Origin of the sequence: Rhizobium sp. CF080, assembly GCF_000282095.2 — a bacterium.
Classification (GTDB): domain Bacteria; phylum Pseudomonadota; class Alphaproteobacteria; order Rhizobiales; family Rhizobiaceae; genus Neorhizobium.
Map to the genome: position 1 here is coordinate 123,919 of NZ_AKKC02000016.1, position 26,153 is coordinate 150,071.

The window sequence follows — 26,153 nt, forward strand, 5'->3', positions numbered from 1 at the left end:
ACTGTCCCGGTTACGAGATCATCCGCGCCGAAAAGACGCCACGTGTGTGCTTCTCGAAGCGGCGCCGCAGCTTCCTCGCAGGATTGCCGGCGTAGATCGTCCAGGGATCGAGATGGCCAAACGTGACGGCGCGGGCGCCGAGCACGGCCCCTTCCCCGACGACAACGCCCGGTCCAACGAATGCCTCCGCGGCGATCCAGGCATTTTCTCCGATGACGATCGGCCTGGTGACAATCTGGAAATCGGCATCGTCGACGTCATGCGTGCCGGTGCACAGATATGCGCTCTGGGACACGGTTGCATGGGCGCCGAGTTCGATGCGGTCCATGCTGTAGCAGGTCACATGTCTTCCGAGGCAGGCATGCGCGGCCATGACGAGGTTCGGCGGATACCAGATCTCGACGCCGGGGTAGATTCTTGCCGTGCGGTCGATGCGGGCGCCGAAACAGCGCAGCAGGGACCGGCGCCACGCAAACAGCGGCACCGGCGTCCAGCGGCCGAGAAGGCCCCAGACGAGGTTCCAGACGAGCCGGAACAGCCGGTGTCTCATCGAAAAGCTCGGCCCGCCCAGTGGATTGAAGGTCTTCGCGTCAAGCGGCTTCATGAAGTCCTCGCCCGGAGATGGAATGCAGAACGGTGATGAGATCGCGCGCCGCAGCCTCGATGCGGAAATGCCGTTCGAAGCCGGCACGCGCATGGGCGCGCATGGCGCTCCTGGCATTGTCGGAGAGGCCGAGCCAGGAGCGTAGAAGGCTTTCGATGCCTTCCGACGTGTCCGGCCCGACGAGACCGCCGCCGCTGGCCTTCACTTCGCGCCAGATATTGACCTTGTCGGTCAGCAGGACCGGCGTTCCGCAGGCCATCGCTTCGGCGACGACAATGCCGAAATTCTCCTGGTGCGATGGCAGGACAAAGGCATCGGCGGCGCGGAAGGCGCCCCATTTGGCATCGCCGGCCAGCATGCCAGGCCAGTGGATGCGATCGGCGAGGCCCGCCCTGACTGCCTGGGCAATCAGTTTCGATTTCAGCCCGGATTGGTCCGGTCCGGCCATCACCAGATCGATATCGGGATGAGATGCGGCGATCTTCGAAAAAGCTTCGACGAGCAGGTCGCAGCCCTTCTTGGCATGGATGCGGCCGAGGAACAGGAGAAAGCGCCGGCCCTTTAATGCCGGCAAAAGCCGGTGGAACGCGGGAAGCTGATTTTCCGCCCGCGCCGGCGAATCGGCCGTGCCGAATGACAACACGCGTTCCGTGTACCCGTAGCCGCGGAAGGTGCCGCGCGCCCGGCAGCGCTCTTCTTCGCAGGTGAAAAGCACGGCCGCCGCATCGCGCAGAACCTTGCCCTGCCAGGCAAACCAGAACGCCTGCTTGGCGATGTGCTTGAGCGGATCGCTTTCTCGGAACCATGGATCCATCATGCCGTGTGCAAAAACGACATAAGGCAGCCCTGCCCGCCTCAACGCCGACCAGCCGCCGATCGAGGCATGATTCCACAGCCCGTGGATGATCGCGGCATCGAAACGATGTGCGTTGGTGGCGACCCAGCGCGCCAATTCCGGCGTATATCCGTATCTCCGGGTCCATCGCCCGCAGGCATGAATGGGCAAGGGAAAATCTCTCAGATAGGCTGCGGAAGGATTATCCAGAGTGACGGCTTGGACAGGATGGCCAAGGCGCGCCATTTCCAATCCGCTCAGCCGCAGCGCTTCGATGGGACCGCCGGTTTCGGGATCGGCGCTTGCAATGATGTTGAGGATTCTCATGGCAGCTCCGCGATGAGTTCTTCGAGATTTCCCTTGAAATGCTGCATGAGGTAACGGGACCGCACCTTTTCAGCCCCCGCCTCTCCCATCGCCGTGGCGATTTCCGGATTGGCGAGAAGCATCGCGATCTTTTCGGCGGGCGCTTCGATGTCCCGCGGGTTCACGGCAAACCCGTCGATGCCATCGGTGACGATTTCCGCCGCCGCATCCTCAGTGCTGCAGATCACCGGCAGGCCGTGCAGCCAGGCTTCGAGGAAGACGATGCCAAAACCTTCTTTGGACGAGGGCATCGCGAACAAGGATGCCTGGGCATAGGCTTCGGCCAGTTTCGCATCCGATACGCGGCCAAGGAATTTTACCTTGTCTTCGACCGCAAGCTCATTCGCCAACGACATCAATTCCGGCTTGAGCGGCCCCTCGCCGACGACCTGGAGAATGCATTCCACATTCCGGCGCTTGAGCAAGGCCATCGCCTTGATCAGGGCGTCGATATTCTTGGCGCGGTCATGCCGGTCCAACCGGGCGACTGTCAGGATATTCTGACGATCCTTTTCCGGAGTGGGCTGCCGACCGATGTCGTCGATGGCATTCGGAAAGATCCTGAATCTCTCGGGGGAAAGCTTGAAAGCCTTCTGCATCCGGTTTGCCGTGAAGGCGCTGACGGAGGCGATGCGATCGAGGGCTCTCGCCATAAGCGGCTCGTAAAACCGCATCCGGCGATAGGCGGGGTCGTCCCACACTTCGTCGCCGTGGACAAAAAGCACGAGCCGGATTTTCGGGGAGAACAGCTTGCACAACAGCCCGAGGGCCAAGAGGTTGATATGCCCGAGAAACAGGATTTTGGACCGACGGGCGGCGGCAACCGAATGGAAGATAAAGTCTAAGCGCCGGGGGCCAAAGGCGGTTATCGCGGCAGGCATGGTTTCGGGGATATCCGCCTGATCGTCCCGCATGATCTGGATGGCGGGGTGCTTCCAGCTCTTGTCCGCCGAGATCGTTGCAAGCGCGGCGATGACGCGCCGGTTGAAGCGCTGAATTCCGCCGATCCGGCCATAGGTGTCCAGCGCGAGGAAAAGGACGCCCGTCTCGTGCCCCTCTGCCGACCTCATCGCGCTTCGCCTCCCGCCCGTCTCAGGTCGGCAACCTGTTCGAGTATCCGGTGCGCCAGGACCTGGTTATAGGTCCCGTTTGCGAATGTGCGGCGATGTCCGGCATCGGCGATCTTCCGGCGCCTGTCGTCATCCGCCAGAAGCTGTTTGCAGGTTTCCGCGCAGTCATCCGGTCCATCGAAGAAAGCGGCCTCCTCGCCTTGCCTGTAGAGTTGCTGATGATGTGCGGTTCGCGGGGCGCACATGGCGGTGCCGATGGCGGGAATCTCCGCAGAACGCGTCGTATGAAGGTCGGCGTTTGCGCCGTTCAGCAGAGCCAGGGCGATTTTCGCGCCGGCGATCGCCCGTGTGTAGTCCGCGCCCTCAACGTGGCCGGACCGGATAGACGGGCGGAGCAGCCTGTATTCAGGAGCCCTTTGCCAGCGTGGACCGTGGATCGCGAGCGGCACGCCCTTTTCGATCAGACGCGCCATGAAGGCGCCGCGCCCTGGCATCCAGGTTCCGACGAAGACGACCTCCGACGACCAGCGGTGTCGCTCCTCCTGCGTCAGAGACAGGGGGCGATGCGCGAGTTCGTCGGCGCATTGCCAGATCGTGTCGATCCGCCCTGCCCCTCTCCCGGCCATCATCGCTTCGATCCCGTCCCGGCGCACGCCTATGGCCAGATCGTAGTGCGGGAGAGCGCGGTGAAAGATGCTCCAGCGACGACGTTCCGGGGACGGGTCCAGAAAGGGATTGTCGGCATTGTAGTTGACGATGACCGGCGCTGCCTTGCGGATGACGTTCAGGGCAGCTGGGCCGATCACGTCGCCGCAATCCACCAGGGCAAGGTCGAAGCGCTGCCCCCCGATCCGCCTGCTGAGCCCCTCTGCCACGAGATGGTCGATACCGGGACCGCCGGCCCGGTTCAGCCAAAGTGCCCAATGGGACGGCAGGTGGGTATAGGGTGACAGGTGCAGGACATCGGCGCCGATTCGCCCGAATGCCGCCGCGCGCTGCAGACTGGTTCCCGAATCCGCGCCGACATAGAGGAGCTTCATCTCAGCGTCACGCCCCTCGTCAGCCAGAACATCAGCACATAGAGCAGCACCGTCTGGGGAAGCGCGCGGACGAGGTTGCCGGCCTGGACTGCGACGGATTCGTCCATAAGCCCGTTCATGAAGAAGCGGGTGATGCAGATGCAGGCCAGCGTCGAAAGCAGCACGCGCCCGTCCGCCATCCGGATAATCAGCGCGTCGCCGACGAGGAAACTGGCGAAGGCGAATAGTGCGAAGACGGCCATGTAAAACGCGCCGAGAACGACGAAGCCATCGGCGATCGAGGAACCGGTGCGATAACCTCCCAGCTCATCGCCGGTGACGAGGAAGTTGTAATAGTCGCCCGACGAGAAGGCGTAACCCGACTTGTCCAGCCCTGGCGCGATGAAGTTTAAAACCGGCGTCGGAAGCAGCAACAGCAACTGATTGACGGCGTTTTCACGCGCCAGGTCCTCTCCGGTCTGCGATAGCGAAAGGCCAAGCGCAATGTTGTGGTCGATATATTTGGTGGAGACAAAGAGCGCCAGAAGCGGGTTGTCGACATAGATCTCGTTATAGCTGCCCTCGGCCAATATCCGGTCCATCTCGCGTCTGGACTGCAGAGCTTGGCCGTCGAAATATGTGCCGATGGTCGAGAGAACGAGTTCCTGCGACGAGATGTCGGAGCGGTCGTCGCGGGCAATGACCATGGCGGTCGCAAGATCCGAGAGGATGCCCGCCGGGATGGGGCTGAGCAGGACGGCGGCGGCCATCCAGATCATACCGCGCCTCGTGAGGATGAAGCGCCCGATCAAAACAGCAATGGCGAGGCAGAGCAGCACGGTCAGGGCGTTGATCGCAAAGGCGCCCCGGCTGTTGCGCGCCAGCGCGATATAGAGCGTCAATGCGCAATAGGCAGTCAGCGTGAGCCAGTTGACCTGCCGCTTTCGGTCCGGTGGATCGATGAGGTAGGCGGCGATCGGGATCAGGAAGGGCGCGACGGAAAATTGCGACAGGCCGGCGAGCAGCTTGAAGGCGATATCGCCGAAATTGTCCTCGCCCCAACGGTCGGCATTGGTGTACCAGGAGGCGAACGAGCCAAGCAGCCCCATCCACCACAATTGCCGGTTCGTCGGGGCGCGGTAGACGCCGAGCGGCGCAAAAATCCTTTGCCGGATCGTGAAAGTGATCGCATGCATCACCCGCGACTGGATGTAGAGCCAGTGCAGCGCCGCCGCCCATATCTGCAACAGTGCCAGGGCCGAAAAGGTGGTGACCGGCGCTTCGAGGTTGAAGGTGATCGGTTTCCAGGCCAGGGTCTGAACGATCAGGGCGGCCAGGGTCGAGTGGACCTGAAAGCCGAGCACGACCAGAGTCGAGATCGTATGGCGCTCGATCCGACCCGGCCTGGTGCAGTAGGAAAATACCCAGGCCCCGACCAGTCCGGCAGAAACAGCGCAGAAAACGTTGGCGATATCCGGCGATATCCCCGCCTGGATCGCCGCGCAGAGCAAGACCAAAACAACCACGCCCCAGCGGGCCTTGGCGACATAACGGGCGTTGCCGGAATCAATTCGCCTCCGCAGGGAACGCCAGCCGAATGCAGCATCGCCGCTCGCCAGACCTCCGCTCTCTGTCATGGCCGATCCCCCATGAGAGCGGCCTGCCTCCGAGTGAGGTTTGGAACGCGACGCAGGAGGGCGGCTAGTCTGTGAGGCGGCAAAGTCCGGTAGGCCATCCACGCCGCCAGCAACGAGCCGATCACGGCCGGAATGGATGCCCAACCTGTCGATTGCGGCCAGATTGCCATGGCGAACAGGCCGGCAATGACCGAGAGGCAGCCGCAAACAGATGCAGCGAAGGCATGGCTGGGCAGGCGCGAGCGCAGCTTCCGGAGCACGGCACGGGCAGCCGCGGCAAAGATCAGGAAGCTTGCGATCTCGGCCGCCAGCAACGAGAGACCAGCGCCCGGCAGGCCCCATGAGGGCCATGTCAGATAACAGCCGATCACGGTGATCAGCAGGGACACGCCGTTCGCAACGACCGGCGGCAGCAGGACATTGTTTCCCCGGACGATCGACACCAGCGGCTGCGAGAAGCCGTAGACGAGGACGCAGGCGCAGAGCGAGGCGAACAGGAGCGGATCCAGGTGGAAATTGCCGTGGGTCCACCACAGGAAAAAGCCCGGCGCCACCCATTGGAGTAGAATGCAGCCAGGGCCGACGATGACCAGCGCGAAGAGCCAGCTGAGGGTGACCGTGGTTTCCGCCGGTTCGCTCTTCCCTTCCCTCAGATAGCGCAGGAGCTCCGGCTCCACCGGACCGGCCAGTGCGCTAACGCCCTGGGTGGCGATATTCGGGAGCGTCCGGGTCGCCGTGAACACGCCGAGAAGGCTGACGCCCGCGAGCGGCGCGATCAGCAGCCGGATGCCCTGCTGGTTTGCGATAACGATCAGTTCGCAGAGTGATACGACCAGGCTTCTGGCGAGATTGGACCAGCCCCGCCGCAAATCCGGCACGGCGAAACCGATCTTCTCGCGCCGCCAGAGACGAAAGCAATCGAGATGCACGCCGATATTGACGACGACGTTGGCGACCGACGAGGCGATCACGGCGTCGAGGACATTGCCGCCGGAGACGACAGCCATCAGGGCCGCGAGGTTGATGCCGACCAGCAGCCCAAACCGCCACCACGCCATTCTCGCGTAATAACCGAAGGGGATGAGCGCGCGGCCGAGAACGCCGCCCACGGAGCCGGTGAGCAGCCAGGTGAGCGCATGGACGATCATCGAGCCGGTGAGGTCGTCTATCAGCTCCGCGGAGATGAAATCGCCAAACAGCGTGTCGGCCCATCCGAATGCCGGGACGGCCGTCCAGAAGCACAGAAATGCCGTTCCGAGGAAAATGGCGGCCGGAACGGACGAGAAGAAGTCCAGCCTCACGGCTTCCCTTGTGCCGAGGCGCTGGAATTCATAACCGAGGTAGTTCTGGTGGCCGAGGTCGAAGACGACGGAGAGGGAATAGAGCGCCTGCAGCAGCACCCAGAGGCCGAATTGCTGCGCCGACCACCAGCCGAACATGATCGGCACGCTGATCAACTGGATCAGGATATTGCCGGCGAGGAACGCCCCGTTGGCGATCGAACCCGAGATAAGCCGTACTGACACACTCATCGAAAACGCGACCTACGGCTACACGGTTAACCTTCTCAATAATTTTCGCGCGACGATGCGGACGTCCGTCACACAGTCGCGAAGCATGTTTTCCAGGACATCGATGAAGCCCAGCGGCGCGGTTTCCTGGCTCAGGTTCATGAAATGGGAGGCGAAGGGAGGCTGCTTGCCCAGAAACCGGATCGCCTTTGGCCAGAACAGCGGCGTGACCGGATGAAGGTAGGAATGGGCGGGGGTCCATCCGAGCCATTTCAGCCGGAACCATTTTTGCGCATTCACCTGATGCGCATGTCCCCAGGTGGTGATCTTTTCCCACATCTCGGCATCGCTCATGACATAGCCGTAGTGGTAGCAAGGCTCATCGACGAGGATTGTCGCGGCCGAAGTGGTCTTCCGCGCCGTCTCGAAGCGGACGCCGCTCCTGCAGCGGATCGCGAAACCCGCATTGACATCCCGGATCGAGCCGTTGCCGCTGGTCAGCACCAGTTCGGGCGTCTTCCAGAAATTATGCCATGGGGTCAATATCCGGTCGTGCCCGCGATCGGCCGCCATGAACTTCAGCAGCGCCTCCCAGGAGACGTCGGAATAGAACTCGTCCGCATCCTGGATGATCAGCCAGTCATAACCTTCGCCGATCGCCCGATCGAGGCAGTCGTTGCGGGTATCCTCTTCAGTCTTGAAATCACTACAGATGACCTCGATTTCGGCGGTTACGCCCTTCGCGCGGGCGGAAGCGATCGCCTCCTCCACCTTTTCTCTGGTCGTCGGATTTCTCTTGGCAGCACGGGAGGCAGGCGCATAGTCCCAGGGACGCTCAGGCCAGACGATAAAAATCTTGTCGACGAAACGGCCGCAGTTCTCGACAACGTGCGGCAGAAAACGATCGACGTTGTAGGCGAGGATGTGGCCGGCGACCCTCATGGCTCACCGCCGTCGATCAGCTGCCTAATAGCGAGGATGGCCGGCCGTTTCGACAGGCTCTGGACCAGAGCCGTCCGGGAATGCGGCTGCCATGCGTACCGCTCGGACATCGCGCGAAAAATGCAGGCCGCGAGGTTTTCCGGGTCGTTGGGCGGTGTCAGGTAGACGACCCCCTCGACAAATTGCGCCAGTTCGGTGCCTTCGTCGGCGGTGACCAGGACGGGTTTTCCAGAGGCCAGCATACCGCCGAGCTTGGAAGGCAGCGCGAGGTCCGCGGTGCTTCTGTCCTGCGGCAGCACATGCAGATCCGGCATGTTGAGCAGCGCGTTCAGCCGCGCATAGGGCTGGAAGGCCAGGAAACGGACATTTGCAAGGTGGCCGTAACGGGCCTCCAGTTCCGGCTTCTGCGGGCCCTCACCAGAGATCACGAAATGGATGTGCCGCTCATCCTTCAGGCGCTCGGCTGCGTCGAGGAGAACGTTGAGGCCCTGCTTGGCGCCGATACTGCCCGAATAGAGGACGACGAAATCCTTGGCGCCGAAGCCGAGTTCCGCCCGATAGGGGCTCACCTCTTCCATCGGATGGATATGAGCCAGATCCACCCAGTTGCGGACGACGGACACTTTGGCGTCCGGGACGCCTTTCAGGATGAGGCCTTCGGCCATGCGGTTGGAAATGGTGATCAGCCGGTCGAACCCGCCGAGCACGCCGCGCTCGAAAACATGGCCGAGCGTCTTCAGCCAGGCCTTGGAGCTCAAATGCCCGACGGCGAATGCGGCATCGACTTCCATGTCGTGGACATGCAGCACGGTACGCGCGCCGATCAATCTGGCGGCAATCTGGGCCGCAGGAGCGGCAAACAGCGTCGGCTCGACACAGAAGACGGTCACCGGGCGGCGGCGCAGGATCTGCCAGAAGACCAAAGGCGCCGATGTGAGCGCGAAGGAGAGCGGTGCCAGGAGCCGCCAGATGCCGCCCATCTTCCGCCGTAACATCAGGGGTGCCCGCAGCACCGTGATGCGGCCTTCGATCTTCAAGGAATAGCGGTTGCGATATCCGGGCTGGACGGCCCAGCCGGGATAATGCGGCGGGGTCGTCACCACCGTGACGTCCATGCCCTCGGCGGCCAGGTATTCGGCGATCTCGCCGGTATATTTGCCGACGCCGGCGGTTTCCGGCGCGTAGTTCATCGCATAGACGACCACGCTTTTGCGCGGCGATGTGGCAGCTGCCGTGGCCAGACCCAGTGCGGCGTCGAACGTCTGTTCGCATTCGTCGCTGAGGGGCTGGGCGGTTGCTGTCATCAGGCAGCATCTCCGCGTTTGCGCTCGAGATATTCACCCTTGAGGAAGGCCTGATAGGCATCGGTTATGCCCTCCTGCAGCCCTATCCGCGGCGACCAGCCGAGCCCCCGCAGCTTGTTCGCGCTCATCAGCTTGCGCGGCGTGCCGTCGGGCTTGGTGAGATCGTGGACGATCTCACCTTCGAAACCGACGACCTTGCAGACCAGTTTCGTGAGCTCCAGGATGGTGACGTCCTCGCCGGACCCGACATTGACATGGGTCTCGGCCGAATAGGTCTTCATCAGGTGTACGCAGGCATCGGCGCAGTCGTCGACATGCAGGAATTCGCGGCGCGGCGTGCCCGTGCCCCACACGGTAATGTCCGGAAGGTGGCCGGTCTTCGCCTCATGCGCCTTGCGGATCAGCGCCGGCATGACATGGCTGGACTTCAGGTCGAAATTGTCGCCGGGGCCATAGAGATTGGTCGGCATGGCGGAGATGAAGTCGTGACCATGCTGCTTGCGATACGCCTGGCAAAGCTTGATGCCGGCGATCTTGGCGATCGCGTACCATTCGTTGGTCGGCTCCAGCGAGCCGGTCAAAAGCGACTCCTCGGTGATCGGCTGGTCCGCGAATTTCGGATAGATGCAGGAGGAACCGAGGAACATCAGCTTTTCGACGCCCACCGTATGGGCCGCCTGGATGATGTTCGCCTCGAGGATGAGGTTGTCGTAGAGGAAGTCGGCCGGATAGCTGTCATTGGCAAGAATGCCGCCGACCTTGGCGGCAGCCAGGAACACCGCGTCCGGACGGTTCTTCTCCATCCAGGCCTCGACCTCGTCCTGCCGCGTCAGATCGGCATCGCCACGCGTCGCCGTCAGGATCTCGCAACCTTCCGAGGCGAGACGCCGGACGATCGCCGAGCCGACCATGCCGCGATGTCCCGCGACATAGACCTTCTTTCCGGCAAGGCTGTAGATCGTCTCAGGCATGGGAGAGCCCCTTGTTGCCGCCTGAGGTCGGCACGTTGCGCGCCATCACCTTGAGATCCTCACGCACCATTTCGGCGACGAGCTGGTCGAGATTGGTCTCGTGTTTCCAGCCGAGCTTCTGGTGCGCCTTGGTGGGATCGCCGATCAGAAGATCGACCTCGGTCGGGCGGAAATAGCGCGGATCGATCGCCACGACGCATTCGCCCGACGTCGTGTCGTAGCCCTTCTCATCGACGCCCTCGCCGCGCCACTCGATCGGCATGCCGACCTTGGCGAAGGATTTTTCGACGAAGGAGCGCACCGTATGGGTCTCGCCGGTCGCCAGAACATAGTCGTCCGGCTGGTCCTGCTGCGTCATCAGCCACATGCCGCGCACATATTCGCGGGCATGGCCCCAGTCGCGCTTGGCATCGAGGTTGCCGAGGAAGAGGCGTTCCTGCAGGCCGAGATGGATGGCGGCGGCGGCGCGGGTGATCTTGCGGGTGACGAAGGTCTCGCCGCGGATCGGGCTTTCATGGTTGAACAGGATGCCGTTCGAGGCGTGGAGACCGTAGGCCTCGCGGTAGTTCACGACGATCCAGTAGGCATAGAGCTTGGCGACGGCGTAAGGCGAGCGCGGATAGAAGGGCGTCGTCTCGCTCTGCGGCACTTCCTGCACCTTGCCGTAAAGCTCGGAGGTCGAGGCCTGGTAGAAACGGGTTTTCTTGGAAAGGCCGAGGAGACGGATCGCTTCGAGCAGGCGCAGCGTGCCGGTACCATCGGCATTGGCGGTATATTCCGGCGTCTCAAACGAGACCTGCACATGGCTCTGGGCGGCCAGATTGTAGATCTCGTCCGGCTGGGCTTCCTGCACGACGCGGATGAGGTTGGTCGAATCCGTCATGTCGCCGAAATGCAGGATGAAACGCGGGTCAGCCACATGCGGATCTTCGTAAAGATGCTCGATGCGGGTGGTGTTGAACGAGGAAGAGCGCCGTTTGATGCCGTGGACCGTATAGCCCTTCGCCAGCAGCAGTTCCGCAAGGTAAGCGCCGTCCTGGCCCGTTACCCCGGTGATCAATGCTACCTTGCCGTTGCTCTTCACATTCTCAGTCATCATATCCCCCTAACGGAACCCGTCAGTCTTTAAGTGAAACGTGCACGTCCGTGCGTGCAATGTGCCAGTCGCGAGTGCTGGGAACACCGTTGTGATGCCCCCCGGAATGCGGCGAATCCGAGACATACAGTGATTCGTACCATTCGGGGCTTATGCCAAACATTGCGGCCAAGCGCTTCAGAAAAGATCATCGGTGGTTGTCAGGCTCCTTCCTTCTCGTTTTCATTCCGGTTGCGGCATCGATGGAAACCGGCATCGGATCAGGACGTGTTTTCCTGGTAATAGTGCGTATAGCGTGACGCGTAGTAATCCGACGATCCGTATCCCTCGTAGAGTTTCATCCTGCCGGCATCGACCTTGTTGAGGATCACACCGAGGCAGCGGCCGGCGATCTGTGGTTCGGCATTCAACGTATCCTTGACGGCCTTTCGGGATGTCCCGCCCCATTCGACGACCATGATGAAGCCGTCGACGCGGGGCGCCACCGCCCTCGCATCGACGACGGGGCCGAGCGGCGGCAGGTCGAGAACGACATAATCGAACTCGGCGGCGACCTGCGCCAGCAGCCTGGCCATCGCGGCCGATGCCAGCAGTTCCGACGAATGCGGTATCCGCCGCCTGACGAAAGCCGGAAGGAATCTCAGGCCGGTATCGGGATCGGTCAGTATCGCGGAGGCCGGCGCACGGCCTTCCAATAGAACTTCGAGCAATCCTTCTTCCGCATGCTGGCCGAGCGCCCTCGTGGCGCCCGGATTGCGCAGGTCCGCATCGATCAGCAGAACTCTCGCGCTTCCGGCAAGCGCCTGGGCGAAATTCATGGCGATCGTCGATTTCCCCTCGCCGGGCAGCACGGAGACGAAACCGATGACCTTGTGGGGCCTCTCGATATGGACGTCTGCCGCGATCCTGGCGCTGCGGAGCGTCTCGGCAAAGGCGGACGACGGATGCTCGGTTGCAAAACCGGACACTTCGTTTTTCCTGTAGACCTCTCCCCTCACCGGCTCTGCGGGCGGCCTCCTGCCTGGCGGCGGCTCCACCAGCGGTACCGATCCGAGATATTCGAGGCCCAGAAGGTCCCTCACCTGTTCACCGGTGCGGAAGAACCGGTCCCGGAATTCGCGAAAAGCCCCGACCGCTCCGCCGACACCGCAGCCGAGCGCAAGGCAGAGCGCCAGGACCAGCGACAGCCGCGGCTCGCTCGGCCCCGTCGGCGGCACGGCGCGGGAGATGATCCGCGCTTCCGTGACAGGGAAAGACTGTTGCTGCAAGGCTTCCTGATAACGTTGCAGAAAGGTCTGGTAGAGGTTCCGGTAGGTTTCGGCGGCCCGTTCGAGCTCCCGCAGCTGCACCTGCGTTTCGCCGGCGGTGACGCTGATATCGGTGGCATCCCGCACGCCTTGCGTGATCTGGCGCTCGCGCGACTGCGCAACTTCGAGCTCGCTTTGATAGCTCCTGGCGATCCGCCTGAGCTCGTCGAACATCAGCCTGTTGTATTCCGTCATTTCCTGGCGAAGGCGGGTGACCTGGACGTGCCCCTCCCCCAGCCGCCTTGAGATCTCGGCCTCCCGCTTCGACGACTCCAGATATTTTTCGCGCAGCGAGCTGATCACGGAACTGTCCAGCGCATCGGTGACGATCGCGTCCGTCTCGCCGCTCGCGATGATCGCCTCGATGCGTTCGGAACGCGCCCGGGCCCTGGCGGTATCCGCCCGCGCCGCGATCAGCGCGCTGTTCAGTTCGGTGAGCTGCTGGTCGGAGACGAGTTTGTCATTGGCCGTGACGAGGCCGTTTTCGGCGCGAAACCTCTGGACCGCCAGATCCGATTCCAGCGAGCGCTGCCGCAATTCCTCGATGCGCTGCTGCAGCCAGTTGCCGGCGCGCCTTGTGGCATCGTATTTGGCGTCCAGCTTGTCGGTCAGATAGGCATCCGCAATCGCCCCGGCGACCGCTGCGGCAAGGCGCGGCGATGTGGCCGTGAAAGAGATTTCCAGCACGTAGGATCGCCCGACGCGCGAAACCTTCATATTGCCGATGAGCATGGCGAGCGCCTGGCGGCGGTTCGCCTCGATCTGGTCGAGCCGTGACGGACTGACGCCGCCCAACCATCGCCTGACGTTGAATATCGCCCGTATGTCCGAGACTGCCGCAAGCACCGGGTTGCGGCGGCTAGCCATGAATTCGGGATCATCCTGCAGCTTCAACTGGTCGACCGCCGACAGGCCGATCGTCTCGGATCGCAGCAGCTCGACCTGGCTGAGGACCGACGCCTCGTCGTCCAGCACCCCGCCGATCGTCGACAGCTGCTCGACGACCTGCCGATTGCCCCGGTCGATCAGGACGCTGGTTCTCGCGGTATATCGGGGTACCGCGGTCAGGACGTAACCCAGGCCGAACACCATGAATAACGCGACGCAGAGGCCGGCCACCCGCCACTGCCGCCGGGCGATGGCGATCAGGCGGTCCAGATCCAGTTCCGGAGCCTCTTCCTCCCGGAGCTCCGTTTGTTGGCGCGTGAGAAAAACAGGCCGCTGGTTCATCGCTTCGCCCCATCGATCTGAGGGGTGCAAAGCACCGGTATGGAACCGCCGCGAGCGGCCTGAATGTCAGTCGCGCCAGGCATCATGACTGCTCGCAATATCGCGGGTGGAAGCGGTGACCGAATTGAGGATGGTGAGGAACTTGACGAGCTCGACGGCATCGGCTGTCGATACGTAGAGCACGTCCTTGTCCTGCATGGGGAATTGCTGGACGGCGAAGAACGCAGCCGGATCGCGCAGATTGGCGCGGAAGATCACCGGCACGTCCCGGGTTCCGAACCGGCTCACGTCGACGCCGATATCGCGCAGAAGATCACGGTCCGTGACGCGGTAAAGCAGGACCGATTGCGGTTCGGCCTTGTCGTCGATGAGGCCCCCGGCCTTGGCCAAAGCCTCCCCGAGCGACAGGTCGGAGTCTTCGAAATCAAATCGTCCGCTTTCGCCGGTCAGGCCGAAGGCGAGGAAGGTCCGGCGATTGCGATCGACGAAGATCGTGTCGCCCGGCTGCACATAGATATTCTCCTGCGGATGATCGCTCAGCGTCCGGTAGGCGACGGTGACGCGGCGGCCGCGGCGCTGGAGCGTCACCGTCGCCTCCTCATCCGGGACGCTCAAGCCGCCGGCCTGCGAAATCACATCGATGATACGTTCGCCGGCCGGGCTGAGCTCGATCTTCTTCGGCTGCTTGACATCGCCGAGGACGGACGCGCCCATCGAGCGGCTCATCACCGTCGAAATCACCACCTGCGGCTCGATGGCGCGATTGGCCAGTCGCTCGGCGATATCGAGTTGCACGGCATCGACCGGACGGCCTGCCGCCCTCACCTTGTTGGCGTAAGGAACGCTCAGCGTGCCGTCGCGACCGATCGTCTGGTTCGGCAGGGTGATGTAGTTGCCGGGACGCGCGCCCGCATCGGCGGGAATGAACAGGCCACCGCTCTGCGCTTCGAAAACGGAGACCTAAACGACATCGCCGATACCGAGGGTCAATGGCGGTGGTGCGTTGCCGCCACCGCCGAACCCGGCGTTCAAGCTCGGCCTCGCCGATTTCGGCAGATGGGCCAAGACGGTGCGATTGATATCGACAAGCGCGTAGTCGATGCCGGCCTTGTTGCCAGCCGCGGCAAAAGCCGTCACGGTTGCATTGGCTTCAACGGCGTACGGATCCGGCCCCGACCGCGGAAGTCCCGTACAGCCGGACAGAAACGCAACAGTAGCAAGCGTTAAAACAGCACTCAAGGAACTCAGCATACGCCCCGCCATACAACCCAAAGTATGGTATCGGTTTAGCCGATCAGTGGACCCGGTAATTCTAAGGGGTAAGCAGGGGGCGAATCAGAAATCGGCGGAGTGTGGCAGATCAACAACATGGATGGTTAATCAATTTCCTATCCACAGAATACAGGCACTGTGCGGTGAACGCCGTCGAACGGACTTGTGGCGTGCGCAATTGTCCCACAGAGATGGCGGCGACGATCCCTGCGCCCAACAGTCCGGGCTTCAGATGTTGTTAACACTCCTTCGGGCATCCATTTCTCCTTGTCGGCGGGATCGTCCATATCAGGCGGATGGCGGGAAGCATGCGAAAGTTGACGGACTGGTTTTCGAGGCGCCGCCCGGCTGGACCGGTCAGGCCTCGCCGCCGCCGGATCGACCTCGGTCAGAACCCGCCCACCTACCCGATCTATGCGATCGGCGACGTGCATGGCTGCATCGACGAACTCAGGGATGCCGAGGCTCGCATCGCCCACGACATGGCGGAGAACCACCGTCCCGGAATGGTGATCCTGCTCGGCGACTATGTCGACCGAGGCCCCGCTTCGAGCCATGTCCTGGAACACCTGATCAGACCCAGCCAATACGGCTTGCGGCGGATTCCGCTCTGCGGCAACCACGACGATATTTTCCTGAAGTTCGTCGACGATCCGGAACGTTATTCGGAATGGCTGGGAATGGGCGGCGAACAGACGCTTCTGTCCTATGGCATGGACCCGTATAATCTGGGCACGCGCCAAAAGAGGAACCGCGCCAAGCTCGGCGATCTGCTGATGGAAACCGTGCCGGTGCCGCACCGGAAGTTCCTCGCCAATCTTCCGGTCAGCCTCACGATCGGCAAGCTCGTCTTCGTCCATGCGGGCCTGAGGCCGGGGATACCGCTGCAACACCAGAGCGAGGAGGACATGCTCTGGATCCGCGAGGCGTTTCTCGCCGCCGGGCCGCAGCTGCCGCTTCTGGTCGTCCACGGCCATACGCCGCACCCGGAACCCGACCTTGGACCTGGCCGGATCGGCATCGATACCGGCGCCTATTATTCCGGCAGGCTGACGGTCCTCAAGATCGACGGGGGCCGCTTCTCGTTCCTGTGAAGGACAGCGGATCTCAGAACCGGCGCTGGTACCACCAGAACAGCAGAGGCTTGATCAACGAACCGAACAATCCGAGCCCGGTGATCGAAAAACCGAAATAGATCCTCGGCGTGCCCCGGTCGATGCCGCGGACAATCCGTTCCGCCACCGCCTTCGCCGTCCAGGGCAAGGCCGCCCCCATGACGATTTTCGCCTCCCGTGGCCGGGTCAGCATTTCCCTCTCGAACTGCGGCGTGATCGTATCCGGGGGATAACAGATGGAGATGCGGACACCTGAGCCTGCGGCCTCCATGCCGAGCGCTTCGGCAAACCCCGTCAGCGCCGCCTTGGAGGCGCAATAGGCAGCATAACCGTAGATGCCGATCAGCGCCGCGCCTGAGGACACGATCATGATCCGGCCCTCTCCGCGCGATTTCATACCCTTGTAGATCGCGCGGACGGCATTTGCCGTGCCCATGAGGTTGGTTGTCACCTGCGCGGCAAAGGCCTCGCTCGACAGCGTTTCGAAGCTGCCGGGCTCGACAATGCCCGCCGACGTGACCAGCACGTCGCAAGGTCCCAGCGCCGCCTCTGCCGCAGCGACGGCTGCCGACAGATCGGCATCCTCGCCGACATCGACGGTTGCAATATGAATATCGACGTCCGAAACCTGCCCTGTCGTGATAAGTTCCTCGCGGGCCTTTTCAAGCCTTGGGGCATCGCGGGCAATCAGCGTCAGCCGATAGCCGCGCGCCGCATAGAGCCTTGCCACCTCCAGGCCGATGCCGCTCGATCCGCCGGTGACGACGACATGCATGATCCCATCCGTCCCGGCCTGGCTCGCAGCTCAGAGTTTGCCCGTTGCCTGCAGCAATGGCTGCAGCTGCATGACCTTTTCCATGTCCAGCGACGCTAGGCCGAAATTGCGATCCTGTAAATCTTTCAACTTGTGGGCGGTGACCTCGACCGAATGGCGGATCTGTTCCTCCGTATGGTCGCAGGTGATGAAGAAGCGCAGCCGGGCCATGCCTTCCGGCACCGCCGGGTGGATGATCGGCAGGACGTTGATCCCCTCTTCCAGCAGGTCGTTGGAAAGCTGCACGGCACGCAAGGAATCGCCGACGATGACCGGCACGACCGAAAAGCCGACGCTGAGGCCCGTGTCGAGGCCGGCGGTCCTGGCGCATTCGAGGAAAAGCGCACCGTTGCGGTGCAGCCTTTCGGTCCGTTCCGGTTCGGTGCGCAGGATATGCAGTCCGGAACACGCAGCCGCCGCCAGAACCGGCGCCAGACCGACGCTGTAGACGAACCCGCCCGCTTCCGCCTTCAGAATATCGACAAGCGCCTGGGAGCCGGCGATATAACCGCCGCAGCTCGACGTGGTCTTGGAGAGCGTTCCCATCCAGATATCGACATCGCGCGGATCGAGCCCGAAATGTTCGAACGTGCCACGGCCGCTCTTTCCCAGCACGCCGAGCGCATGGGCCTCGTCCACCATCAGCCAGAAGCCGTAGCGCGAGCGCAGTTCGATCAGCGCCGGCAGGTCGGCGATATCGCCGTCCATGGAATAGACGCCCTCGACGATGACGAGGATGCGCCGGAACTCGGCCGAGAGCGTCCGCAGCACGGATTCCAGGTTGTCGGTATCGTTGTGCCGGAAAAGGCGCCGCGTCGCGCCGGATTGCTTTATGCCGGCAAGCGCGCTGTTGTGGATGAACTCGTCATGGATGACGAGATCCTGCGGCCCCATCAGACAGCTGATCGCCGCAACATTGGTCAGGTATCCGCTGACGAAACAGACGGACGCATCGACGCCATAGACCGATGCGAGATCCGCTTCGAGGTCCGTATGCACCGGCCGTTCGCCGGCGACGAGACGACTCGCCGAGGCGGAGATGCCGAACCGGTCGATCGCGGCCTTGGCCTTTTCCACCGTCTGCGGATCGGTATTGGTGGCGAGGTAGTCGTAGGACGCGAAATTGATCAGTTCGCGCCCGCCCATCGAGGTCGTCGCACCGGCGGCCCGGTCGTGGGAGCGGTAGAAGGGATTGGCGACGCCGATCATCTCGCCGGCCATGCGCTGAAGCTGGACACGCTGATATTCCGGCAATTCATCGAAACGAAGCGCCTGGCGGACCGGCGCCGGCGGTTGGCGGTTCAGCCGTGCGGCACGGTTGCGGCCGGAGGCTTCGCTCGTCCGGCGCATCTTGTCCAGCAAGCCGCGCTTTCCCTCGGTGCCGAGCCCCGGGGTTGTTTCGTCATCCGGACCTTTGCTCATCAATGCGCTGCCGCTTTCTGCTGCTTTGAGACGGAATGGCTCTTCACGAGCTTGTCGACAACGCCGTTCTCAGCCGGCGCCGCGTCTTCCGTCTCATCACTATGCGTCGATACGCGCTCGCGCAAGCGCGTGACGACATCGCCGACGGTGGTGTCGTCGCCGACCCCGCTTAAGGGGATATCGAAGCCGGTCTTCTGCTGGAAGCCCATGCCGAGCTCCATTGCCATCAGACTGTCGAGGCCGATCTCTTTCAGGATCTTGTCCGGGGTGATCGTATCCTCGGTGACGCGCAGGATCGCCGCGATCTCGCCGGCGACCAGCGTATGGAGGATCTGCTGCGCCTCCTCCGCTGATTTGCCGCGGATCAGCTCTTCCAGATCGATCGTGTCGCCTTCCGCCGTCGCATTGCTGCTGCCGGCATGGCGCAGCACCGTCTCGAAGATCGCGCTCCGGGAGATCGGCAGCATCCGCACGGCATTCCAATCGACTTCCGCAATCATCGCCGCAGCAGCGCCGATGCTGCCGGTATCGGCAACCATGTAGCGCTCGACCTGTTCCAGTGCTTCGCGCGCCTTCATTGCCGTCTTGCCGATGCGCTTCGACAGCAGCTCGTTGACTTCGCTGTTGCGGGCGAGGAAACCTGTGTCGGCGATCGCGCCGAAACCGACGGCGAGCGCCGGAAGACCGGCGGCACGGCGGGCGCGCGCCAGGCCTTCGAGATAACCGTTGGCGATGACGTAATTCGCCTGGCCGGGATTGCCAATCATCGTGGTGGCCGAGGAGAAGAGCAGGAAGAGTTCCAGCTCGTCCTTCAAGGTCAGGCGGTGGAGGATTTCGGCGCCCTTCACCTTTACGTCGACGACCGGCTTGTTACGTTCGGGCGTCAGGTTGGAGAGCAGCGCGTCGTCGAGCACCATGGCTGCATGAATGATGCCCTTCACCGGACCTTCGCTGCGCAGGAGCTCGAGCAGAACGGCGGTGGCGGTCTCGTCGGTGATGTCGCAGGCATGGACCGTCGCATGGACGCCCTTCTTGTGCCAGACGGCGATTGCCGCATGCGTCGCATCGTCGGCCATGCCGCGGCGCGAGCAAAGCGCGATGCGGCGTACACCCTTGGCGACCAGCCATTCCGCTGCCGAAAGGCCGAAACCGCCAATGCCGCCGGCGACCAGGAAGATGCCGCCTTCGGAGAAGCGCAGCGGCTTGCCAGGGGTGGCCAAAACCTTGTCCTTTCCGGCAACCGGCGGACGGACGACGATCTTGCCGATATGGCCGGAATTCTGCATCAGCCGGAAGGCGCTGCCGATCTCGTCATGGCTGAAGGCGCGGTAGGGAAGCGGCGCCAGCTTGCCCTCGGCAAACAGGCGGCCGATCTCGGTGAAGATCTTCTTCGTCACCGCCGGCAGGCTGACCAGAAGCTGGTCAGCGTCGATGCCGAAATAGCTGATATTGCGGCGGAATGGCCGCAGCCCGATCTTGCGGTCGGAATAATAGTCGCGCTTGCCGAGTTCCAGGAAGCGGCCGAACGGTTTGACCAGTTCGATGCTGCGCTCCATCGCTTCCGAGAACAGCGAATTGAGAACCAGATCGACGCCCTCGCCGTTCGTCACGCCGCGGACGCGTGCGACGAAATCGAGGGAACGGGAATCGAAGATGTGGTCGGCGCCGAGCGCTTCGAGGAAGCGGCGCTTCTCGACGGTTCCGGCTGTCGCAATCACCGTCGCGCCTTTGAGCTTGGCGATCTGCAGCGCGGCGAGACCGACGCCGCCGGCAGCGCCATGAATGAGAATCGTCTCGCCCTTCTCGATATGGCCGAGCTGGACCATCGCATAGTAGGCGGTCAGGAAGGCCACGGGCACTGTGGCGGCGGCTGCAAAATTCAGCCGGTCGGGGAATTTCGTGACGCCGTCGCGGCGAACCCGGACATGGGTCGAAAACGCCGCTGGCGCGATGCCCATGACCCGGTCGCCCGGATAAAGGTCGTTGACATCAGATCCGACCTGGACCACGCGACCGGCAAGCTCCATGCCGATCGTGGCGCCGGCAAAGCCGTCTTCCAGCGCCTCTTCCGGCAGCAGGCCCATCGCCCACATGACGTCGCGGAAATTGAGACCGGTCGCCTCGACCGCGATCACCACCTCGTCCTTGTCCGGCACGGGAAGATCGCAGGCTTCCCAGGCAATGCTGTCGACGCGGCTGCTGACAAGCTGCCGGATCGTCGCCGCCGGAAAATCGGAGACCAGGACGTCGGACGTCGGGAACGGACCGGTGGCGGCGCGGATTTCCCGAAGCCGGCCATCGACGATCGCCCATTCGCGATTGTTCGTGGAAGCGGACAATATGTCCGTCAATGCCGCAGACGTTGCGGGGAGATCGGTTTCGGCATCCAGCAGGTGCACATCGAACAGATCGTATTCGTTCTGCAGCACGCGGGCGAAGGTCCAGAGGCCGGCATTGGCCTCGTCCGTTCGCTCGCCAGCCAGCGGCGATCCGCCGGGCGCCAGGATTGCGAGTTTCGGTCTTGCCGCGAAGATTCCGGCTTCGCGAAGATAGGCAACCAGAGACTCCGCAAGCGAACGGGAGGTCCGCAAGCGGTCCTCAGCCAGCACCGAGACGTCACGCGTGCCCCTGCGTTCAGCCACATAGATCAACCGAAGCGGCTGGTCTTCGAAACGGACAAAGGCTTCGCCAAGCTCTGCCTCGCCGCAATCGGCACCGAGCGTATCGACCTTTACGACGCCAAAGGAAATTGCAGCATCAGCCCGCTCGGCAAGCAGCAGAACCGGGCTTCCAGGCGCAAAGGAGGTGATCTCCTGCGGAGCGACGGCAGCAGAAGCGGTCGCCAGCAGCAACGCCCCTTCCGGATAACCGCGCTCTTCCACATGCGGCCGGACAAAACCGAGATCGCCGATCAGATCCTCAACCTGAGGCGCGGCTCCGAGCTGGCCGATCGGGAATTCCGGGGACTGGCTGTTTTCGAACCAGCCGTCCGACTGGCCGAAGACGAAATCGTTGAATGCCGACGGGGCACGATCGGCAAAGAGAAGAACGGCGCCATTGGCGGCGGCAGAACGGATAGCTGCCCGCACCTCGTCATGGCCCGACAGCAGCTTCTGGCTCTGGGTACCGGCAGCAACCACCAGGTCGGCTGATGGCAGCGCCTTGAGCTTGTCCATTTCCGGCAGCGTCACGTGGACATCGTGTTCGAAAGCAAGTTCGAGGGTGCGGCGGACGCTTTCCCGGGGCTCGGCGATCGTCAACGTCGCGCCGTTTTGCGCGGCGATCGTCGCGAGACGGCGGCTCAGCGCCACCGACGTCGAACCGGCTTTGAGGATATGGCGAACCTCGCCCTTGCGCGCGGCGACGGCTGTTTCGACGGCTTCGACCGTGGCCGACAGGCGGCGGCCGGCAAGCGGCGAATGGACGAGCACGTGGTCGAGCGTCGCTTCGCTGACATTGTCGGCTTTCGCACCCTTCTCACTGTGATCGTGGAGAGATGCCGAAGAGAGGCGCTCCAGCGCATCGCAATAGGCATTGTTGACGAGTACCGCTTCGGCGACGCGGCCCGCATCCTCCCGGTAGACTTCCTGCAAGATCTCGCTGACCGGCGGCAGGGTGAAGTCGCGCGGAACGTGCCACTCGCCATCGTCCGAGGTCGCAATCCCGGCGTCTTCGAGGATGAACAGGCAATTGGTCAGGAACGAACGGAACGGCGTATCACCCGGAAGACGACGGGTCGAGACGATGCCGCGATGATCGGCGACCGTCGCGGCAATCTCATGACAGGCCCGGTAGATGGCCGCGTCGATCAGCAGGGTCGCGTTGTCCGACGGTCGGGACTTGGCGGCCGCGAATATATGCGCAGCATCGAACCCCTGCTCGTCCCGCGAGGACGCGAGCGACGCCGGAACGCTTTCATAGTGGAATGCAACGGATGCCAGTGTGTGATGACGGCGCAGCGAGGTGCGCCGGAAACGGCAATCATCGAAGGCCGCGACACGATTTCCAACCGCGTCGAACATCTGGAAGCGGACCTTGATCGAATATCCGCTGAACCGTTCGATCTCGATCCGTGCCTTGGCGATCGGGCCACCCTTGCCAGACACCCGGATCGAGCCGAAGCGAACGGGGATATAGGGCGCGCCGGCCTCGTTGCCGGAAAGCGCGCCGAAAAGCGCGACCAGGCCATGGAAAGCCGCATCGACGGAAAACGGATTGAGGTTGTATTCGACAAAGGGATGAGCCGGCTTTTCCGCCGGTTTCAGATCCACCTCGATGAAGGTGCGTCCGAAGGACGTGGCTTTGGATAGGAGCTGGAAGCACGGACCGTATTGAAGGCCGAAGCGCTCGGCAGTCTCGTAAGCTTCGTCCGATGTCACCACCGAGCCCTGCGCGCCGGCAGGCCTTGCCATCGGCACGTCGGCTTCGGCTTCGATCGGGCGGCGGCTGCGGGCGACTGCGTGAACCGTCCAATCGTCATGGCTCAGCCGCTCGCGCGAGCGGATCTCGATATAGCCGGTCTCCGGCGACAATAGCGTCGAAAGCTCGACGATACGGTCCTGGCGCAGTTCCAGCGGCCGGACGATTTCGAGGTTGGAGATCTCGACCTCATCGGTGCCGTAATAACGCTGCGCAGCCGTCACAGCGATTTCGATGAAACCGCTGCCCGGCAGGATAGGGCGCGAATCCACCACATGCTCGGCGAGATCGGGGAAAAGCCGCGCGTCGATATGGTTCTTCCAATGAGCCGCATTGGGATCGGCACGCCAGCCGAGCAGCGTGTAGGGAAGTTTGGCATTGCGACCGAACACGTCGATTTCGTCGGTCGTCGACAGGCTCTGCAGATCGATCGGCTCGAACGGCAGACCCGGCAGATCGACGAAAGCGTTGCGCTTGCCGCTGTGGCGCGACAGCAGCGGCGACGCGCCGTGCGCGACCGCGCGGGCAAAAGACTGCGCGACCGGATCCCTGCCCGGCACCGGCGTCTCGCGCTGCAGCGTCGCAGTCACCACGGCCGGGACGGAATTCTGCTTGGCGATATCGCCAACGTAATTCGACAGGATGGGGCGCGGTGATATCTCGATAAACAGATTGCAGCCCATGTCCATCGCCGCCTGCGCAGCGGCCTTGAACATCACCGGTTCGCGGACATTGTGCCACCAATATTCGGCATCCAGTCCCTGGCCGTCCTGAACCGCACCGGTAACCGTCGAAACGAACGTACAGGTGCCGGTTTCGGGCTCTATCTGCGGCAGATCGGCAAGGAAGGCGTCCTTCGCCTTGTCGATGATCGGATGATGAAACGGGTAGTTGATATCGAGGACATGGGCGACGATCTGGGCCTTGCGGGCCGCATCGCGGAATGCCTGAATCTCGTCGGTCGGACCGGAAATCGTTACCGAGTTCGGCGCATTGATCGCCGCCACGCAGATTTCGTCCAGACCGTTCGCTCTCGCAAAGGCAAGCGCGGCCTCTTCGTTCATGACAACGGCGGCCATCTTGCCTTGGCCGGCAAAAAGATCCTGGTAGCGGGAGCGCTTGGCGACGATCGCGACCGCCTCCGCCGCCGTCAGGGCCTTTGCCACATAGGCTGCGGCGATTTCCCCGACCGAATGGCCGAACACCACATCCGGCCGCACGCCGAGAGCGACGAGACAATCCGAGAGGGACGCCTGGACCGCAAAAAGCAGCGGCTGAGCGATCTTGGTATCGCCAAGGCGAAGCGCAAGGTCGGGCGCGACGAGTACATCCGTCAGCTTCTCGCCGAGATGATATTCGAAGAGCGCGCTGAACGACTGGAAACACTGGCGGAAATGCCGGCTCTCCTGATAGGCCTCGACGCCCATGCCCGCCCATTGGGCACCGTTTCCGGAAAACACGAAGGCGATCCTGGCAGCCTGGGCCGGAGCCTCGCCGCGCTCGCCCTGCGAAGCCTCGCCGGCAATATGTGTTTCGATCGCCTTCAGGACACCTTCGCTGTCCTTGGCCTCGACCGCGAACCGATGGCGCAGCGCGTCTCTGTTGGCAGCGGTCGAACCGATGATGCGACGGGCTTCCTGCGGCGCCGAGGCGGACAGCCGGTTCCGGTAATCTTCGAGCAGCCGCGACAGAGCCGCAGCCGTATGGGCGCTTGCAACGAACAGGGCACCCTCGCCCTTCGGCGGATCGACCGGCGTAATCCGCTCGGGATCGCTGATCACCACATGCGCATTGGTGCCGCCGAAACCGAAGGAGTTGATGCCGGCAAAACGCGGCTCCTTGGCAGGAAGCAGCTTGACCGCCGAAGTGGTCACCCGGACATTGAGGCTATCGAAATCGATATCCTCGTTGACCCTTTCGATATGCAGCGATGCGGGCAGGAAATTGTCTTCGAGCGCGATCATCGCCTTCAGCAAGCCGAACAGGCCCGAGGCCGGCTCGGTATGGCCGATATTGGTCTTGATCGAACCGATCGGCACCGGGGCGCGGCGCTTCTTGCCGATCACGGTACCGATCGCCCAGACTTCGGCCGGATCGCCGACGCGCGTGCCAGTGCCGTGCCCCTCGACGAAGGCGAGACGATTCACGTCGATCGCGCCGTCCTCGTAGATCGAGCGCAACAGCGCCGCCTGGGCTTCGCGGGACGGAAGGCTGATGAAATTGGTGCGGCCGGAGGAATTGACCGCGACTGCGTGCAGCCGGGCATGGCTGCGGTCGCCTTCCCGCCGCGCCCGATCGGAGCGGCGCAGAACGATCGCAACACCACCCTCCGAGCGTACGTAGCCATGGCCGTTGGTATCATAGGCCCGGCAGAGCCCTTCCGGCGACAGCATCCGCGCCTGGGCGAACCCCACGAAGGACAGCGGATGCACGAGCAGGTTGATGCCGCCGACGATCGCCGTGTCAATATCGCCCCTTTCAAGGGCTGCGACCGCCTGATCAAGGGCGACCAGCGACGACGAACAGGCCGTATCGATCGTCATACTCGGGCCCTTGAGGCCGAAGACATGCGAGATGCGGTTGGAGACGATCGACAGCGTGTTGCCGGTCATGAAATAGGGGCTGCCGGCGGCCGGATCCTCGGACAGAAGGTTGCCGCTTTCGAGGCTCGATGCGCCGATATAGACCCCGACCCGCTCGCCCGCGAGCTTGCTGACCGGCAGATTGGCATCTTCGAGCGCCTGCCACACCAGGTTGAGCAGAACCCGCTGCTGCGGGTCCATCTGCATCGCTTCGCGCTGCGACAGGCCGAAGACCGCCGGATCGAACGCATAGATATCATCGAGCACGCCAGCGGCGAACGTATAGGTCTTTCCGGGAATGCCCTGTGCGGGATGCCAGAAACGGGCGCTGTCCCAACGATCATCCGGTATCCGAGTGATTGTGCACAATCCCTCGCTCAGAACCCTCTGCAGCTCCCGTACAGAATTTGCGCCTGGGGCAACGCTGGCCCTGCCGATGATCTCGATCGTCATGGTCACTCGGTGTTCGTCACATCTAGTGTGGCAGAGGGGTCAGGCCATCTCGCCAGATAACTTTAACAACACACTTAATAAGGGTTGTCACGAAAAAACCTCGGGATATTCAATCCTGCATATGGATTTCTGGGGGTTGTGAAACGCGAATTAACCATCGGTTGCACCACCATGCAAGTCCGTC

Annotated in this window: 17 protein-coding genes; 1 reads left to right on the forward strand and 16 read right to left on the reverse strand. The window is 62.8% G+C overall.

All coding sequences use genetic code 11. From position 1 onward, the window contains the following. Nucleotides 1–10: 10 nt before the first annotated feature. From PMI07_RS30895 to PMI07_RS35890, 13 genes are all read right to left on the reverse strand, one after another. Nucleotides 11–604 (reverse strand): acetyltransferase, encoded by a 594-nt coding sequence (locus PMI07_RS30895; protein ID WP_007754630.1) that lies wholly within the window; start codon nt 602–604, stop codon nt 11–13. Next, complete coding sequence (locus PMI07_RS30900) at nt 591–1,766, reverse strand: glycosyltransferase (RefSeq protein WP_007754628.1); 1,176 nt, start codon at nt 1,764–1,766, stop codon at nt 591–593. Before PMI07_RS30900 ends, PMI07_RS30895 begins: the two co-directional genes overlap by 14 nt. Continuing rightward, nucleotides 1,763–2,875 (reverse strand): glycosyltransferase family 4 protein, encoded by a 1,113-nt coding sequence (locus PMI07_RS30905; RefSeq protein ID WP_007754625.1) that lies wholly within the window; start codon nt 2,873–2,875, stop codon nt 1,763–1,765. The genes PMI07_RS30900 and PMI07_RS30905 overlap by 4 nt, the downstream gene beginning before the upstream one ends. After that, nucleotides 2,872–3,915 (reverse strand): glycosyltransferase, encoded by a 1,044-nt coding sequence (locus tag PMI07_RS30910; protein ID WP_007754623.1) that lies wholly within the window; start codon nt 3,913–3,915, stop codon nt 2,872–2,874. The genes PMI07_RS30905 and PMI07_RS30910 overlap by 4 nt, the downstream gene beginning before the upstream one ends. Then, entirely contained in the window at nt 3,912–5,531 is a 1,620-nt protein-coding gene (locus PMI07_RS30915; protein WP_007754621.1) for a hypothetical protein, read from the reverse strand. Before PMI07_RS30915 ends, PMI07_RS30910 begins: the two co-directional genes overlap by 4 nt. Then, nucleotides 5,528–7,063: a lipopolysaccharide biosynthesis protein gene (locus tag PMI07_RS30920; RefSeq protein ID WP_007754619.1), complete on the reverse strand. Its 1,536-nt coding sequence runs from the start codon at nt 7,061–7,063 to the stop codon at nt 5,528–5,530. The genes PMI07_RS30915 and PMI07_RS30920 overlap by 4 nt, the downstream gene beginning before the upstream one ends. Before the next feature lie 18 nt (nt 7,064–7,081). Beyond that, on the reverse strand, nt 7,082–7,984 hold the full coding sequence (locus PMI07_RS30925; RefSeq protein WP_007754617.1) for a hypothetical protein: 903 nt from the start codon (nt 7,982–7,984) through the stop codon (nt 7,082–7,084). Continuing rightward, nucleotides 7,981–9,288, reverse strand: a complete 1,308-nt coding sequence (locus tag PMI07_RS30930) for a WcaI family glycosyltransferase (protein WP_007754615.1) — start codon at nt 9,286–9,288, stop codon at nt 7,981–7,983. Before PMI07_RS30930 ends, PMI07_RS30925 begins: the two co-directional genes overlap by 4 nt. Then, entirely contained in the window at nt 9,288–10,259 is a 972-nt protein-coding gene (locus PMI07_RS30935) for a GDP-L-fucose synthase (RefSeq protein WP_007754613.1), read from the reverse strand. Before PMI07_RS30935 ends, PMI07_RS30930 begins: the two co-directional genes overlap by 1 nt. Continuing rightward, nucleotides 10,252–11,355, reverse strand: coding sequence for a GDP-mannose 4,6-dehydratase (gmd, locus tag PMI07_RS30940; protein ID WP_007754611.1), 1,104 nt, complete (start codon nt 11,353–11,355; stop codon nt 10,252–10,254). The genes PMI07_RS30935 and gmd overlap by 8 nt, the downstream gene beginning before the upstream one ends. Nucleotides 11,356–11,615: 260 nt before the next feature. After that, nucleotides 11,616–13,892 carry a GNVR domain-containing protein gene (locus PMI07_RS30945; RefSeq protein ID WP_024164318.1) on the reverse strand — a complete coding sequence of 759 codons (2,277 nt, stop codon included), beginning with the start codon at nt 13,890–13,892 and terminating at the stop codon, nt 11,616–11,618. 66 nt (nt 13,893–13,958) lie between these two features. Beyond that, entirely contained in the window at nt 13,959–14,822 is an 864-nt protein-coding gene (locus PMI07_RS35885; RefSeq protein ID WP_348626260.1) for a polysaccharide biosynthesis/export family protein, read from the reverse strand. A 30-nt stretch (nt 14,823–14,852) separates the two neighbouring features. Continuing rightward, entirely contained in the window at nt 14,853–15,029 is a 177-nt protein-coding gene (locus PMI07_RS35890; protein ID WP_245277259.1) for a hypothetical protein, read from the reverse strand. 443 nt (nt 15,030–15,472) lie between these two features. Between PMI07_RS35890 and PMI07_RS30955 the strand changes: the two genes are divergently transcribed. Continuing rightward, on the forward strand, nt 15,473–16,258 hold the full coding sequence (locus PMI07_RS30955; RefSeq protein WP_024164320.1) for a metallophosphoesterase: 786 nt from the start codon (nt 15,473–15,475) through the stop codon (nt 16,256–16,258). A gap of 13 nt (nt 16,259–16,271) precedes the next feature. Here the strand turns inward: PMI07_RS30955 and PMI07_RS30960 are convergent, their stop codons facing one another. The 3 genes from PMI07_RS30960 to PMI07_RS30970 are packed head-to-tail and all read right to left on the reverse strand — an operon-like array spanning nt 16,272 to nt 25,969. Further along, a complete protein-coding gene (locus PMI07_RS30960; protein WP_037088741.1) occupies nt 16,272–17,057 on the reverse strand; it encodes an SDR family oxidoreductase in 786 nt (261 codons plus the stop codon). 27 nt (nt 17,058–17,084) lie between these two features. Further along, nucleotides 17,085–18,515: an aminotransferase class I/II-fold pyridoxal phosphate-dependent enzyme gene (locus PMI07_RS30965; protein ID WP_007757825.1), complete on the reverse strand. Its 1,431-nt coding sequence runs from the start codon at nt 18,513–18,515 to the stop codon at nt 17,085–17,087. Beyond that, nucleotides 18,515–25,969 carry a type I polyketide synthase gene (locus PMI07_RS30970; protein WP_007757826.1) on the reverse strand — a complete coding sequence of 2,485 codons (7,455 nt, stop codon included), beginning with the start codon at nt 25,967–25,969 and terminating at the stop codon, nt 18,515–18,517. Before PMI07_RS30970 ends, PMI07_RS30965 begins: the two co-directional genes overlap by 1 nt. Between the last annotated feature and the right edge of the window lie 184 nt (nt 25,970–26,153).